The 14,546-nt window shown below is 38.1% G+C and carries 11 protein-coding genes; 2 read left to right on the top strand and 9 right to left on the bottom strand.

The genetic code is table 11. The features are described 5' to 3' along the window. Positions 1 to 42: 42 nt before the first annotated feature. From rsmS to dinG, 3 genes are all read right to left on the bottom strand, one after another. Positions 43 to 207: a pleiotropic regulatory protein RsmS gene (rsmS, locus tag L0B53_RS16965; protein ID WP_235060773.1), complete on the bottom strand. Its 165-nt coding sequence runs from the start codon at positions 205 to 207 to the stop codon at positions 43 to 45. A 60-nt stretch (positions 208 to 267) separates the two neighbouring features. Continuing rightward, the gene (locus tag L0B53_RS16960; RefSeq protein ID WP_235060772.1) at positions 268 to 837 is read right to left on the bottom strand and encodes a primosomal replication protein; all 570 of its coding nucleotides are present in this window, start codon (positions 835 to 837) and stop codon (positions 268 to 270) included. A gap of 140 nt (positions 838 to 977) precedes the next feature. Further along, complete coding sequence (gene dinG / locus L0B53_RS16955; RefSeq protein ID WP_235060771.1) at positions 978 to 3,050, bottom strand: ATP-dependent DNA helicase DinG; 2,073 nt, start codon at positions 3,048 to 3,050, stop codon at positions 978 to 980. Between the two features lie 548 nt (positions 3,051 to 3,598). Here dinG and L0B53_RS16950 point away from each other — a divergent pair. Next, on the top strand, positions 3,599 to 4,594 hold the full coding sequence (locus tag L0B53_RS16950) for a porin (protein ID WP_235060770.1): 996 nt from the start codon (positions 3,599 to 3,601) through the stop codon (positions 4,592 to 4,594). Positions 4,595 to 4,718: 124 nt separating this feature from the next. Here the strand turns inward: L0B53_RS16950 and purU are convergent, their stop codons facing one another. Both purU and L0B53_RS16940 read right to left on the bottom strand, forming a co-directional pair. Then, positions 4,719 to 5,552, bottom strand: coding sequence for a formyltetrahydrofolate deformylase (gene purU / locus L0B53_RS16945; RefSeq protein ID WP_235060769.1), 834 nt, complete (start codon positions 5,550 to 5,552; stop codon positions 4,719 to 4,721). A 91-nt stretch (positions 5,553 to 5,643) separates the two neighbouring features. After that, positions 5,644 to 6,129 (bottom strand): YchJ family metal-binding protein, encoded by a 486-nt coding sequence (locus L0B53_RS16940; protein WP_235060768.1) that lies wholly within the window; start codon positions 6,127 to 6,129, stop codon positions 5,644 to 5,646. 267 nt (positions 6,130 to 6,396) lie between these two features. Between L0B53_RS16940 and L0B53_RS16935 the strand changes: the two genes are divergently transcribed. Beyond that, positions 6,397 to 7,440 carry a response regulator gene (locus L0B53_RS16935; protein WP_235060767.1) on the top strand — a complete coding sequence of 348 codons (1,044 nt, stop codon included), beginning with the start codon at positions 6,397 to 6,399 and terminating at the stop codon, positions 7,438 to 7,440. Between the two features lie 221 nt (positions 7,441 to 7,661). On the opposite strand, the gene L0B53_RS16930 is transcribed toward L0B53_RS16935, so the two are convergent. The 4 genes from L0B53_RS16930 to nagA all read right to left on the bottom strand — a co-directional run bounded on the left by L0B53_RS16930 (position 7,662) and on the right by nagA (position 14,186). Then, entirely contained in the window at positions 7,662 to 9,038 is a 1,377-nt protein-coding gene (locus L0B53_RS16930) for a peptide MFS transporter (protein WP_235060766.1), read from the bottom strand. Positions 9,039 to 9,585: 547 nt separating this feature from the next. Continuing rightward, positions 9,586 to 11,253 (bottom strand): asparagine synthase B, encoded by a 1,668-nt coding sequence (gene asnB / locus L0B53_RS16925; RefSeq protein WP_235060765.1) that lies wholly within the window; start codon positions 11,251 to 11,253, stop codon positions 9,586 to 9,588. 353 nt (positions 11,254 to 11,606) lie between these two features. Then, a complete protein-coding gene (locus L0B53_RS16920; RefSeq protein WP_235060764.1) occupies positions 11,607 to 12,824 on the bottom strand; it encodes an ROK family protein in 1,218 nt (405 codons plus the stop codon). A 216-nt stretch (positions 12,825 to 13,040) separates the two neighbouring features. Continuing rightward, positions 13,041 to 14,186, bottom strand: a complete 1,146-nt coding sequence (nagA, locus tag L0B53_RS16915) for an N-acetylglucosamine-6-phosphate deacetylase (RefSeq protein ID WP_235060763.1) — start codon at positions 14,184 to 14,186, stop codon at positions 13,041 to 13,043. Positions 14,187 to 14,546 lie beyond the last annotated feature (360 nt).

The raw sequence follows: 14,546 nt of genomic DNA, 5'->3' as shown, positions 1-14,546 counted from the left end.
GAAGTGTAATATATTGCTTTATAATGGCTTTATTCAATTTTTCTATTCCGTTCCTTTATCCAATGAAAGCTTTCGTTCAAAATCCGTTTTAACGATCTCTAATGCTGATAACACGGTTTTGGGATCGACTTTGTTCTCTTCTAGTAAACAGATCAGATCAACGGCTAATTTAATATCATCCGGTGCATTATCTAAGGTTTGAGACATAATTTTCCCTATTTTAGTCTAAATGGTTGTTTAAATTTTTTATTGATTATCTAAGCAAACTTAATTCACGCCACGTTGCTCGCGGTATTGAATCTGTTTTTCTAATTTAATCAAGGCTTCATAACAGCGACGATGCCGACCTTCTAGCGCTAAGAGCTCTTGTTGTTGCTTTTTTCTTGCTCGTCCATCAAACGCCACAAGCGGATTGAAGTTGTCTAATTCCGCTTGTTTATCACGAATCATGGTTTTTAAGCGCCGTTCCCAATCTTGGTGTTGAGCTAAATCTTGATAAAGTTCATTTATCGGGCGCTGCCAAACGGTTTTTGCTCTGGGTTCAGTTCGACGAATGGCTTGAGTATTTATCTCACGCTGTAACGCTTGCACCTGCTGAGTGATTTTTTCACCTAAGTATTGTGCTCGTTGTGGGTTTAATAAACCACTATCATGCTCTTGAATCAGAGATTTAATCATGCTTTGAGTCTCATTAACACAAGGCACCATTTTTTTACTACGACAACCAAAGAGCTGTTGATCAAACAGAGGATAACGTTGCTCTCCGCGCTGTTTATCGATTGCACGACCTTTTTCTAATAGCTGCTCAGTGAGTGTCAATAATTTAGAGAAATCCATAAATATCCTTGCTTGATGCCATATATTGATGAAACAGATAAGTACTTAATAACGAATTACCTGATAGCTAGTTACTTGATGCTCAATCACTTGATAAGTAATTACTTGATAATAAGGATTTAATGAAAAAGAGTTAATAACTAATGCTCAATGACGCGATTGAAAGGAGGTAGTGCATCAAGTAATGATTTACCATAACGTTTGGTGATCACTCGACGATCTAATATCACTACTCGACCCGCATCTCGCTCCTTTCTCAATAGACGACCAGCGGATTGGATCAGTTTTTTACTGGCGTCTGGCACGCTAATCTGTAGAAATGGATTACCGCCTTTACTTTCAATAAATTCGGCATGAGCTTCTTCTATCGGTGATGTTGGAACGGCAAATGGAATTTTAGTAATAATGACATTCGTTAGTAAATCGCCGGGTAAATCTAGCCCTTCTGAAAAACTCCCTGTGCCGAACAGAATACTGGTTTTTCCTTTTTTGCAATTTTCTTGATGCTTTTTGATTAACTCTTGACGAGACTCTTCACCCTGTACAAGCAGTTGCCACTTATTTTTTTTGCATTGAGAGCGAATTGAATCAGCAACTTGATTCATCTGCCAATAAGATGAGAACAGCACTAAGGAGGCTTTTTGACCTTCTAAGTACTCTGGGATCATCTCCGTTAATAGTTCAGTAAACTCAGGGGCTTGTGGCTCATATTTTACTTTTGGAATCACGAGTTGAGCTTGATTTTGATAATCAAAAGGCGATGACAGCGCTAAGTAATGAGAACCATCATTTTCTGAGATCCCAACCTGACGACAAAAATAGTTAAAGGAGTTAAGCGCACGTAGCGTCGCAGAAGTCATGACGACACCAGCGGCTCGGCTCCATAATAACTGATCTAAGCGCCAACCAACTTCAATAGGCGAGACTTCGACGACGTAATCATCTTCACGATCTTGGCTCTTCTCTATCCAACGAGCGAGAGGTGCACTGTTTGGCTTTTCTGGTTGAGCCATTAATTGCCAAACTTTTTCTAAATTTTCTAAACGTTGCAGGTAAAAGCCCGCTTCAGCCAAGATAGGATCCGCTTCTCTATTGGATATTTGATTCTCTTTGGCTTTTTCCATCACCAGATCATGAAGTTTTGCGTATGAGAGGTGAGCTTTTTTAGTCATTTCACGACAATCAACGGCATGTTGTTCTAACCATGCTGGTAATTCACCATGCGGAAAGCGATACACCCCATCTTTATTGAGTTGAGCAGGATCGATCTGTTTTGCTAACTCAGTTAACGTCGGAATGAGGAATTGGACGGTTTCTCGAACGGTATTGAGAAACTTATCGGCACGACTGTAATCCCCTAATTTAGCCAGCTTAGTGGAGGAGCTATTCACTTTGTCGAGCCAACTACACGCACCTTTTAAGGACGCTGATGCAGCAGAAAAATCTCGAGCCACTTTAGGAAGGTGGTGTGCTTCATCAATAATGTAAATCGCTTGTTCAGGCTCGGGTAAGATAACGCCGCCACCCAACTCGATATCTGCCAATAATAAGCTGTGGTTAGCAATAATGACATCGGCACGATCTAGATGTTCACGGGCTTTCTGGAAAGGGCAACCTCGATGCATTGAAAGGCTTGGATTACAACTGTGTTTGTCTGCAACCATTTGTAACCAGATACGATTAGGAATAGGGACTGGCCAATTGTCTCTATCACCATCCCACTTATTCTTTGAAAGGGCAATGTAAAGGCGTTTAATTAAATCTAAATCCCCTTTTTTAGGCTTTTCGGTTAACAGTGCCATCTGTTGTGGATCTTCTTCACATAAATTAGCCAGCTTATGAGCACAACAGTAACGCTGACGACCTTTGGCGAGAATAAAAAGTAACTCTTTTTGATAAACACGATAAAAAAGCGGCAGGTCTTTATTGAGTAACTGTTCTTGGAGCGCCACGGTTGCCGTCGAAATGACAACCTTTTTATTATTTGCCATTGCGAAAGGAATCGCACCGATCAAATAAGCGAGTGACTTACCAATGCCGGTTCCTGCTTCTGCGACTAAGATTCGTCTTTTCTTATCGTACTCACCCGATAAGGTTTTGGCGATTTCAGCCACCAAGTAATTTTGCGCTCGGCGAGGAATAAAGTTATCGAGCTGGTCTTTAAGATTTTGGTAACAGTTTTTAATGTCTTTTTGAATAGGGGCTGCCAGCATGAGAAATCGACCGTAAAAGTAAAGTTACTCCTATTTTATCATGCTATACATCACCGCGTAGCCATTTATGACAAAAATTTATCATCTATCAAACTCAGATTAAGGCGTAATATAAAATAATTCCATTAAGTTTATTGTTATTTTTTTATTGAATATTAAATATAGATTGAATATTAGGTTTTTAGAGTAATATTTTTTATTTTACCTATATACCTTTGTATTGTCTTTTTTATTTTTATATCTGTTGTTTATTTAAATTCATTGAATATTAATGTCATTGTTTTTTAACTTTTAATTTTAATGTAATTAATTGATTTTTGTGGTTATTTTTTATTTGTTTTTATTTCCCTGTTTTTGACTGATTCACGGCCATTAGGCAAGATTGAGTTTGCGAATAAAACATTGGTTATTAGCTCCTGCTATTAACTTTTTATAAATTATAAAAATAATTAATGCCATGGTTAATTTATTTAATAAATGTTTGTAACTTTTTTTAATATTTTTTCTCTGGCGATTCTGACAATAATAAATAAGGCAGTGGACTTAAAATGAAAAAAACTCTTTTAGCTTTGGCTGTACCCGCAGCACTAATGGCAGGTTCAGCAGTAGCAGATATTACATTATATGATGATAGTGATTCAAAGGTGAGTATCAGTGGCGCTGCTGAAGCTCAGTATCGTCAAGCAGCAGTCGATAAAGATTCTCGTGAAAATGCCCATCTTCGTGTTGCTGATGGTGATTTAGCGGTTAACTTCTCACATCAAGTGAATCCAGATTTAGCTGCGATTGCAACATTTGGTATCGCCATTGGTGAAGATGATGATTATAAAGATAAAACGGGTGTAACTGCAGATGAAATGTATGCGGGTTTAAAATCAAGCTATGGAACTTTAACTTTTGGTCGTCAATACTTAGTGGCTGATGGTGCCGGTATTGGTGCTAATTATGAGAATAAGTTAGCAGGTATTGATTTTCAAGATACAGCATCAGATAGTTATATCAAATATCAATATGCCACAGATCAGTTTGCAGCTGCAATTGGTTATGTTGTAAAAGAACTTGATGACCTTCCTAGTGGAACTTCAAGCTCATATAAGTATTACAGAAGCCAAAGTGGTGTAGATATGATGGTGCGAGGCTTCTTTGGTGGCTTTACTGCTTCAGCTTTCTTTATTGATGGTAGATTAGCTGATAATTATGATAACGGTCATGCAAGAGGCAGTGAATTCCAAGGTTATGATTTTGAACTTGAATGGGAAAATGATCAGTTCAAAGTTGGTGCACTGTATGGAAATGTTGATGTAGAGAGTTCAGAAACTGACTTCTGGGAATTAGCGGGTAAATACTATATGGGTAAAAATACCTTAGGTTTAGGTATTGCTCAGGATATGTTTGATGGTGGAGGTGACCTGACTTCATACTATGTCAACTTAACGCATCAGCTACGCAAAAACGTAAGAGCTTATGGTGAAGTAACACTGAATGATGCTGATAATATTGACTTTAAAACAGCCTATGCCCTTGGCTTAGAAGTCACTTTTTAATTGTTAAGTCATTAAGCTGCAACTAGGCAACTAAAAGAGCGACAAAATAACAAGGAAGGTTATTGAGTCGCTCTTTTTATTTTCTAATCACCCGCGGTAAGGGGTGAGTTTTTATCATAAATATTTATAGAATAACCGTTCGGTTAGCGTAAACAAACACCCGATCTTCTACCACCAGTGAGAGTGCTTTACTCAATACTGATTTTTCAACGTCCTTCCCTGATTTTGCCATATCTTCAGCATTGAAATTGTGATCGACAGGAATCACTTGCTGGCGAATAATCGGTCCTTCATCAAGATTATTTGTGACAAAATGAGCGGTTGCACCAATGATTTTCACACCACGTTCAAAAGCTTGTTGATAAGGTTTTGCACCAATAAATGCAGGGAGAAAGCTATGGTGGATATTGATAATTTTATGTTGGTAATGTTCAACAAATCCAGGGTTTAATATCCGCATATATTTTGCTAACACAATATAATCAGGTTGGTAGCTATCGATGATTTCCATTACTTGTTGCTCATGTTGATCTCTGGTGAGCTCTTGATGAGAAACCGTATGGAAGGGGATTGAAAACTTCTCAGTTAATTCTGTTAACGTATCGTAATTGCCAATCACCGCGGCGATCTCGATATCTAATGAGCCATCAAAAGCTTTCATTAGAATATCCCCTAAACAGTGAGCCTCTTTGGTGACCATGATAACGACGCGTTTACGCCCTGAGCTAATCAGTTGTGACTGACTGCCCTTCGGGAGTGCCTGCTCAAGATCGATATTAAGGGTATGATCATTGAAAATACCCTCTAATTCGGTACGCATATAAAACTGTTGGCTACTGTTATCGACAAACTCATTATTATGAATAATGTTGAGTTGATGTTTGTAACAGATATTGGTGATTTTTGAGATAAGTCCTTTTTCATCAGGACAATTCGTCAGTAAGATCTTCTTTTCCATCTTAATCCTTAATGGGGATTTCCATATTTTTATTGTGTTGTGTCTTTTAAGTTGTACTGTTTAATTTCAAGAAGATCAAAGAAAAATGTAACTAATAACAACATTTCTTAAATTTTTTACCACTCAAGCAAGGGCATAAGTCATTACGATGAACTTTTTTTACTTGAGCTTCACTAGAGGGATAAACCCCATCAATATAAAACCACTGCTGATCCTGAAAAAGGAATCGAGAATTTTCATGGAGACAAGAAAGGTACTCATGCTCTAAGTAGTAGGCCTTAAATTCGACAAAAGCTTCATGAACTAAAGGCTGTTGCTGTTCGTCAAGCTCGATATCTGAACTGTCGATAACCTCTAAACGCATCCACTTTAACGCAATAGTATCGATAATAGATTGACGATAACCACTGGCATAGCAAGAGGGGTGATAAGTGTTAATAATAAAGTCAACATTATCGGTTAAGTGGGCACTATAGCGCGCTCTCATTAACTGTTCTGGTCGTAAGGCTAACTTTGGATTTTCATGAATTGGCTGACAGCATTGTTGATACGTTTGAGGTTGACCACAGTAACACATAGTTAATTATTCTCTATTTTTATTCTTATTATACCAAATAGTATAAATGAGATTATAGGGACTTCATTCATCAATAACGATAAATATTTATTAATTTTTCGCTTATTTTCTTGAATCTCACCGTGAATGAACCATCCTTTAACTAGGTTAGATGACGGATCAAAAGGTAGATAACAGGATGTTTTTTGTGATTTCGTAACTTAGAAATTTAATAAGATTAACTGGTTAAGTGATTTTCTGGTTAAGGTAATTGGAGTTAAAGCATTTATGGTTAGTGAATTACAGCCAGCAAAAGAGATTCTGTTAGTAGAAGATGATGCGGTTTTTAGTCATATTATTACGCAATTTCTTGTTCAGCAAGGCTATGAAGTTCGACATGCGGAAGATGGTATTAAGGCATTACAAGAATTAAAAATTAAATTACCTGATATCATGCTTTGTGATCTCCAAATTCCCTATGTAACCGGTATGGAAGTCGTTGAAGAGGTGAGTCGTAAGGCTCCAGCTTTACCGATTATTGTTATTTCTGGTACTGGTGATATGAATGATGTTGCCAAAGCGCTTCGTTTAGGCGTAAAAGACTTTTTGGTTAAGCCAATTCGAGACCTACTTAAATTACAGAGTACCATCGAGGCTGCGTTACGAAGTGCATATCAGCATTTAACCAGTGATGAAGAGAGTGAAGAGATTAAAGTTCTGGAACATGAGCTTCATGGGCAAATCGAAGAATTAAATGATCACCCTGAAGCGGCAAGACAACTTTTGACTGGATTACTACCAAACCCAATCTCTTATAATCAAGGTTGGGAGTTGAAATATTTTAACTTACAGTCGACTGAGCGACTTCCTGTGATTATTGACTATATTTGGTTAATTGATGGTCGTTTGATGTTCTATATCTTGGATCCTAATTCAGCAGAAGAGAACAGCACAGCAACGTCACTGTTAGTTAGAACCTTCTTTAATGATTATTTAAGAACACGAGATACCGAAGAGGTGGAGCTTAAGCATGTGGTTCGTGTTGTTGAGAAAGGGATTTTACAATCAGGCTATGCGCGTTCTATGAATGGTATTTTTGGACTTTTTGAACCAGATACCAGGTGCCTACATATAGATTCTATTGGTCTTGGCGCTAAAGTGAGTAGTGAAAATAATACTCAAGAGATCATTCAAACTAAGATCAAATTAGGTGATGGCGCACAACAGAATAATGAACAAATGGTCACACTGCCTATTTCTGGTGGTCGATTGCAACTTAACGGCATAATGAATGGGAGCTTTACGTTAACGTTACACCCAATTAAAGCGTAGTTGTATTGGTGTATGAACGAATTAAGTGACACGTTGAAAAGGCAGAGTCTTGTCTTTCATATAAAAAAGGCCGCTAATGATTAGCGGCCTTTTTTGTTTTCTATTGTTTAAAATATAGAGAATAAATTTAATCCTATCTATTTATGCCCTTCATACTTGAAGTCGCTAGGTTGTTGGCTGTACTCGTTCGCCTACTAGCCACTCCAATTATTTTAGGTATCTTATGCTTTTGCTTCTTCAGCGTTAGTTTCAACTGGTTGACCTTCAGCACCGTGCATCCAGTAGATTAGTTTTTTAGAGCAAAGAAGAAGTAGTACGCCAGCCACTGTTGCTGTGATTGCGATACCACCAAAGATAGCGAGTGGACCACCTTCACCAACGTGTGCACCGATGAAACCAGCAACGTAGTTAGCAACTGCGTTGAAACCGAACCATACACCCATCATTAATGAAGCAAGGCGAAGCGGAGCAAGTTTCGTTACCATTGATAGCCCGATAGGGGATAAACATAACTCACCGACAGTGTGGAAGAAATATGCACCCACTAACCACATCATTGATGTTTTAACGGTTACGTCGCCACCTTGTTCAAGTGCTGCGCCAACCATACATACAAAACCAACGGCTAAGAAGAATAGACCCATTGCAAATTTCGCTGGTGAGCTCGGCTCTTTAGGACCCATTTTAACCCATAGAGCAGCGATTAACGGTGCAAGAGTAATAATAAAGAATGGGTTTAGAGACTGGAACCAAGCGGCTGGAACTTCAAAGCTACCAACCATACGATCTGTATATTCTTGAGAGTAGATGTTCATCAGACCACCTGCTTGCTCAAAACCAGCCCAGAAGATAACAACAAACATACCCATAATGAAGATAACTTTTAGACGATCAACTTCTTGTGGCGTTAATGGTGCTTTCTTATTATTTTCTTCACGTGCACGGTGTGCTGCAGGAACTTTACCAATATCACCAAGTAGTTTTTCAGCAAAGAAGAACTGAGTGATCAAGCTAATAACCATACCGATACCCGCACATAAGAAACCCGCTTTCCAGCCATAAGTTTCAGAAGCTGTACCAGCGATGATACCTGCAAGAAGTGCACCTAGGTTAATACCCATATAGAAGATAGTGAACGCACCATCACGACGGTTGTCACCTTCTTCATAAAGATCACCCACCATTGTAGAGATGTTTGGCTTAAATAAACCGTTACCAACGATTAAGAATGCAAGGCCGGTATAGAAAAAGGTAATTGGATTTGAGTCAACAACAGAGTGTGGTAACGCAAGAGTGAATTGACCAATCGCCATTAATACACCACCAATCATAATTGAGCGGCGCTGACCAAGAACATTATCAGCTAACCAGCCACCAATTAATGGTGTAATGTAAACAAGACCTGTATAGATACCATATAATTCAAGTGCGTTTTGGGTTGTCCAGCCTAAACCGCCATTCATCGTCTTGTCTGTTAAATAAAGTACTAAAATTGCACGCATTGCATAGTAAGAAAAACGTTCCCACAGTTCAGTACTAAACAGTAGAAACAACCCTTTAGGGTGACCCATAATCGTGCCAGCAGTTGTTTTAGTCATATATATCTCGTTATATTTTTAATGTTGTGTTTTTTAATTCTGCAATAGTTATACATTCCAAAATTTATCACTGCAAGGGATCTACAATTATTTAACATTTTGCATATTTGTTATGTATTTGATTTTAATCTATTTTTGTTTTTTCTTGACTATGAGGAGTATACTGATTTTGAAATGTAACAATATATTATATTCTTATTTTTTACTTTAAAGTGGTTTATATGACTACCTGATTGCTTAAATGTTGGTTTTTGTAAGTATATTTAATGGTTATTTCAAAATGTTACAATATGTAACATTACGGGGGAGGGTTTTGATTGATAAATAGGCAAATGTTTTGTGTCCGTTTTTGATATTCAATTTTTATGAATATTTATCTAGTTGAATATCGATTGTTTACTGGTATTCAATTCTTTTCTTATCGAGGCAGGTCGTTAAATCCAATGTGACAGATAAAAAAAATAGCACTTAAAAGTGCTATTTTGGGAAGAATTAAAATATTATATTCTGCTAATTTTTAGCGTTATACCTGAAGTCATACAGAATATTAAGAATAAGCTTCGTTATGAATAGAAGCGACTGCGCGTCCAGAAGGATCAAGGCAGTTCTTTAATTGCTCATCCCACTCTAATGCTTTTGCTGTTGAGCAAGCGACGGATGGACCACCGGGAACACATTTAGCTGCATCTTCTAATGGGAAAAGTTCTGCAAATAGTTCACGGTATACGTAAGCTTCTTTAGTTGTAGGTGTGTTGTATGGGAAGCGGAATGCAGCGCTCTCCATCTGTTGGTTTGTTACTTTTTCTTCAGCAACAGCACGAAGTGTATCAATCCAACCATAACCTACACCATCAGAGAACTGCTCTTTTTGACGCCAAGCAACCGACTCTGGTAGATAATCTTCGAAACATTCACGAACGATATGTTTCTCCATCTTACCGTTACCACACATCTTGTCATCAGGCTTGATACGCATAGCAACATCAAGGAATTCTTTGTCTAAGAACGGTACACGCGCTTCTACACCCCATGCTGCCATCGATTTGTTAGCACGAGCACAGTCAAACATGTTTAATGCTAATAGCTTACGTACTGTCTCTTCATGGAATTCTTTAGCATCAGGTGCTTTATGGAAGTAAAGGTAACCGCCAAAGACCTCATCAGCCCCTTCACCAGAAAGTACCATCTTGATCCCCATTGCTCGGATCTTACGAGACATTAAGTACATTGGGGTTGATGCGCGAATGGTTGTGACATCGTAGGTTTCAATGTGGTAGATAACATCTTTAATCGCATCTAAACCTTCTTGAATGGTATAAACCATTTCGTGGTGAACCGTACCTAGGTGCTCAGCAACTTCTTGCGCGGCTTTAAGATCTGGCGCACCCTCTAGACCGATAGCAAATGAGTGTAGTGTTGGCCACCAAGCTTCACTCTTTTCATCATCTTCAATACGGCGAGCTGCAAACTTTTTGGTGATGGCAGAGATAACAGAAGAGTCTAGACCACCAGAAAGTAGAACACCGTAAGGAACATCCGTCATTAATTGACGCTTAACCGCATTTTCTAATGCATCTTTTAATGCCACTTTATTTGTTTCAGCGTCTTTTACTGAATCATATTCCATCCAATCACGCTTGTAGTAACGTACTGGCTGACCGGTCTTGCTCCATAAGAAGCTACCCGGAGGAAATTCGCTAATTGTTTTACAAACAGGCACTAATGCTTTCATCTCTGAAGCAACGTAGTAGTTACCGTGCTCATCATAACCTTGATAAAGAGGAATTATACCAATATGGTCACGACCGATTAAGTAAGCATCTTGCTCTTCATCATAAAGAATAAAGGCAAATATACCATTTAGATCTTCCAGTAATTTTTCACCTTTCTCTTTATATAGCGCAAGAATGATTTCACAATCTGATTCAGTCTGGAAAGGGTAATCAGGTGTTTGAGATGCTTTTAGTTCATGGTGGTTATAGATTTCACCATTAACAGCTAGGATCTGTTTTTTGTCGGTTGAGTATAAAGGCTGTGCACCACTATTTAAACCAACAATAGATAGACGTTCATGGCTTAATATTGCTTTGTCTGATGCGTAGATACCAGACCAGTCTGGGCCTCGGTGACGCATTTTTTTTGACATCTCTAAAGCAGATGTACGCAGAGCTTTTGGATCGGATTTAATATCAAGAATACCGAAGATCGAACACATAAATTCCCTCTTATATTTCGCTTGTCGCTTAGTTGTTATAATTTCTATACCTTTAATTTGCCTTTTTTACACGAAAAAGCAACATAATTATCAAATTATTAAATTAAAAAGCAATGATGATGAATATTATTCAGTTTAGAGGTGAAATAGTGAATTTTATATGGAGTTAGTTGGGTTTTAATCAATTTTGGTTCATTGATTATTGATGGAGTAAGTTATTGGTATTGCAGATCTAAAGTAAAGTTTAACAATATAGATAGAGTAAAAAACTCCTTAGCCGGATGAAAAGTGTACAGCTAAGGAGTGGGAAGCGTTATGGAGAGAAATAAATTTAACGTTGAATTTTACGACGTTTATTTTTTCTCTAAAATGCGTTGCAACAGAATCCCATCTAACATTGAGCGCTTGATGGTTGCAAATGCTCCAATAGTTGGCTGGTGGAATAGCGTGGATTCTACAATGGGTAACTCTTGCCTAAATGTCGGCAGTGACTGACTATCAATGCAGCGTTGAATAATGGGGAAGAGAACTTGTTTTGCTTGAGTGATATCACCAGCAATAATAATTTTCTCTGGATTAAATAGATTGATGGTCATTGCGATCACTTTGCCTAGGTGATTACCAAGCTGCAAGATTGCTTGTTTGGCTAACTCATCGTAATTTAGAGCGGCCTCACAAATATCTTTAACGGTGATCTGTTCTTTATCTTGTAAGATACTTGGATAACCTTGTGCCATGCGAGTTTTTACATGGTTAATTAATGCTGGATTTGAGGCGACTGTCTCTAGACAACCAAAGTTACCGCATTGGCAGTGCTCACCTAAAGGATCCACTTGAATATGACCGATTTCACCGACATTACGGTTATGACCTAAAAAGATGCTGCCATTCACCATAATTCCTGCACCGGTACCATTATGAACACTAATAACGATTGAATCTTGTACGTCGGTACTGACACCAAAGTAATGTTCAGCAAGGGCGAGAGAGCGAATATCATTTCCAATAAAACAGCTTATTTTAAATTGTAGTTCGATAATTTCAGTTAGGTGTAAATCTTCGACTTCAATATTTGGGATATAACTGACACGACCTGTATCTGGATCTAATAGACCAGGTAATGAAATACCGATGGCTAATAACTCTGTAATAATGGTGTTATTTTTGGCGATAAATGCAGTGATATGATTAATTAACCCTTTGACTAAGCTATCTTGGCTAGTATATGGGAAGTCCGCCTTCATATTGGCGAGTTCATGACCCGATAAGTCATATAAGCTTAATTCGATATTATCGCGACCAATACGAATCGCAATCGCTTGAAAGGGTTGATACTCACAGGTTAAAGATATCGGTCTTCTGCCACCGGTTGATGCTTGTTGTGCAACTTCTTTTATTAATCCTCGTTCGATTAGTTGACGAGTGATTTTAGTAATACTTGCCGGAGCTAGCTGGCTAATTTCTGCGATTTGAATTCGAGATATCGGACCTTTACGATCAATCAGGCGATAGACAACGGCACTGTTAAGTTGCTTTACAAGGTCGATATTACCTATTTTTTCTGTTGCCATTGCTCTGGCTCCTTATCATCAATCTATGAGCGACATTAAACGCTATCCTTGTAGTAAGGTCTTTACTCGCATAGTGCTTAATTGCATATATCTATTTATATATAATAGATAACGGATATTCCATGATGAAATATCCGTTATCAAGAGTGTTAGCATATCGCCTTAACACTTAATATGTAAGGCGATTTAACAAATTATTTGTTGAAAATCATATTATTAATGATATTGACCATTAACGACGGTTGCTTTTACGTTAAAGCTGTTATCAAAAATAGTAATGTTAGCGATATAGCCCGCTTTAAGTGCACCTAAACGATCAGCAACGTTAATGGCTTTGGCTGGATAAAGTGATGCCATACGCAATGTTTCATCAAGAGCGATACCCACATGCTTAACCGTGTTTTCCACTGATTCAATCATGGTCACCGCTGAACCACCTAAGGTGCCATCTTCACCAAAACATTTGCCATCTTTGTAATAAACCGTTTTTCCTACAAAATCAAAAGAGTCAATATTTGCACCTGCGGGAGCCGTGGCATCAGAAACAAGCACTAATTTTTCACCTTTAACTCGATGGGCTAGACGAATGTTTGCATAAGAGACATGAAAGCCATCGGCAATCACACCACTATAAACTTCACTGCTGTCATAAATGGCACCGACTAAACCTGGATCTCGACCCGCAATAGAGGTCATGGCATTAAATAGGTGAGTGGTAAAGGTAATCCCTGCACTAAACCCGATGCGAGCTTCTTGATAGGTTGCATTTGAGTGACCAGCAGAAACCACAATACCAGCATCAGCTAACTGTTTAATGTATTTTGTTGGGCATTTTTCTGGCGCAAGAGTGATTTTAGCCACGACATCAGCATGATCACAAATATATTGGATCATCTCCGCATCAGGTTCACGAATATAATCTACGCTGTGAATCCCTTTTTTCTCTATATTGAGGTACGGGCCTTCTAAATGAACACCTAACGTATGATTTTTATGTTGCGCTTGATATTGATGGGTTGCTTTAATCGCGGCTTTCATTCCATCATCAGAAGAGGTGATAAATGTCGGTAAGAAGCTTGTACAACCTGATTTCAAGTTAGCTTGGTGCATGGTTGCTAATGTGTCAGGGCTAATATCATTATTAAACATCACACCACCACAACCATTGAGCTGCAGATCAATAAACCCCGGAGTAATATTTGCACCCTGTACATCAACAGTGGCTAATTCGGCAGAAAGTTCGGCTACAGGAACAATGGCTTCGATTAATTCATTGTTAATAATAACGGCATGATCATCAAGTACGTCATAGCCGGTATAGATGCGTCCATTGGTCAGTGCATAATGTGTTGAATGACTCATAAGTATCATTTCCTCAAAATTGGGCTGTTACTAAATATTTGTTATTAGCTGATTCAAATTTACTGGCTACTGAAGCGTAAAGAGTCGCTGTGAATCAACTAGATTAAATTAGGTATGCGAACATTATCGTGAAATAGAACTCTGTAAACCCCTTTATTAACACACTGTTTAGTAAGTAATTCATTGATGAGGTCAAAGTGTTAAATCATCAAGGGCAGTGCTTTTTTATCATTTAAAAAAAGTTTCAATAAAAGTATTCTGATGTCGCAATGTTATTTTTAATGATAAAATAAGTTTCCCTTTATGACTAGGTTTTTTTTCCTATTTCACTTTTTTTGGTGACTAAAATCACATTTACAG

Origin of the sequence: Vibrio sp. SS-MA-C1-2 (assembly GCF_021513135.1) — a bacterium.
Classification (GTDB): Bacteria; Pseudomonadota; Gammaproteobacteria; order Enterobacterales; family Vibrionaceae.
The sequence above is the reverse complement of the archived record's forward strand: the minus strand, read 5'-3'. Positions and strand labels throughout refer to the sequence as shown.

Coding starts and splice junctions, on each gene's coding strand:
- nagA (WP_235060763.1), bottom strand. CDS start 14,186: ATGAGTCATTCAACACATTATGCACTGACCAATGGACGCATCTATACC.
- L0B53_RS16960 (WP_235060772.1), bottom strand. CDS start 837: ATGGATTTCTCTAAATTATTGACACTCACTGAGCAGCTATTAGAAAAA.
- rsmS (WP_235060773.1), bottom strand. CDS start 207: ATGTCTCAAACCTTAGATAATGCACCGGATGATATTAAATTAGCCGTT.
- L0B53_RS16935 (WP_235060767.1), top strand. CDS start 6,397: ATGGTTAGTGAATTACAGCCAGCAAAAGAGATTCTGTTAGTAGAAGAT.
- dinG (WP_235060771.1), bottom strand. CDS start 3,050: ATGCTGGCAGCCCCTATTCAAAAAGACATTAAAAACTGTTACCAAAAT.
- asnB (WP_235060765.1), bottom strand. CDS start 11,253: ATGTGTTCGATCTTCGGTATTCTTGATATTAAATCCGATCCAAAAGCT.
- L0B53_RS16950 (WP_235060770.1), top strand. CDS start 3,599: ATGAAAAAAACTCTTTTAGCTTTGGCTGTACCCGCAGCACTAATGGCA.
- L0B53_RS16930 (WP_235060766.1), bottom strand. CDS start 9,038: ATGACTAAAACAACTGCTGGCACGATTATGGGTCACCCTAAAGGGTTG.
- L0B53_RS16940 (WP_235060768.1), bottom strand. CDS start 6,129: ATGTGTTACTGTGGTCAACCTCAAACGTATCAACAATGCTGTCAGCCA.
- purU (WP_235060769.1), bottom strand. CDS start 5,552: ATGGAAAAGAAGATCTTACTGACGAATTGTCCTGATGAAAAAGGACTT.
- L0B53_RS16920 (WP_235060764.1), bottom strand. CDS start 12,824: ATGGCAACAGAAAAAATAGGTAATATCGACCTTGTAAAGCAACTTAAC.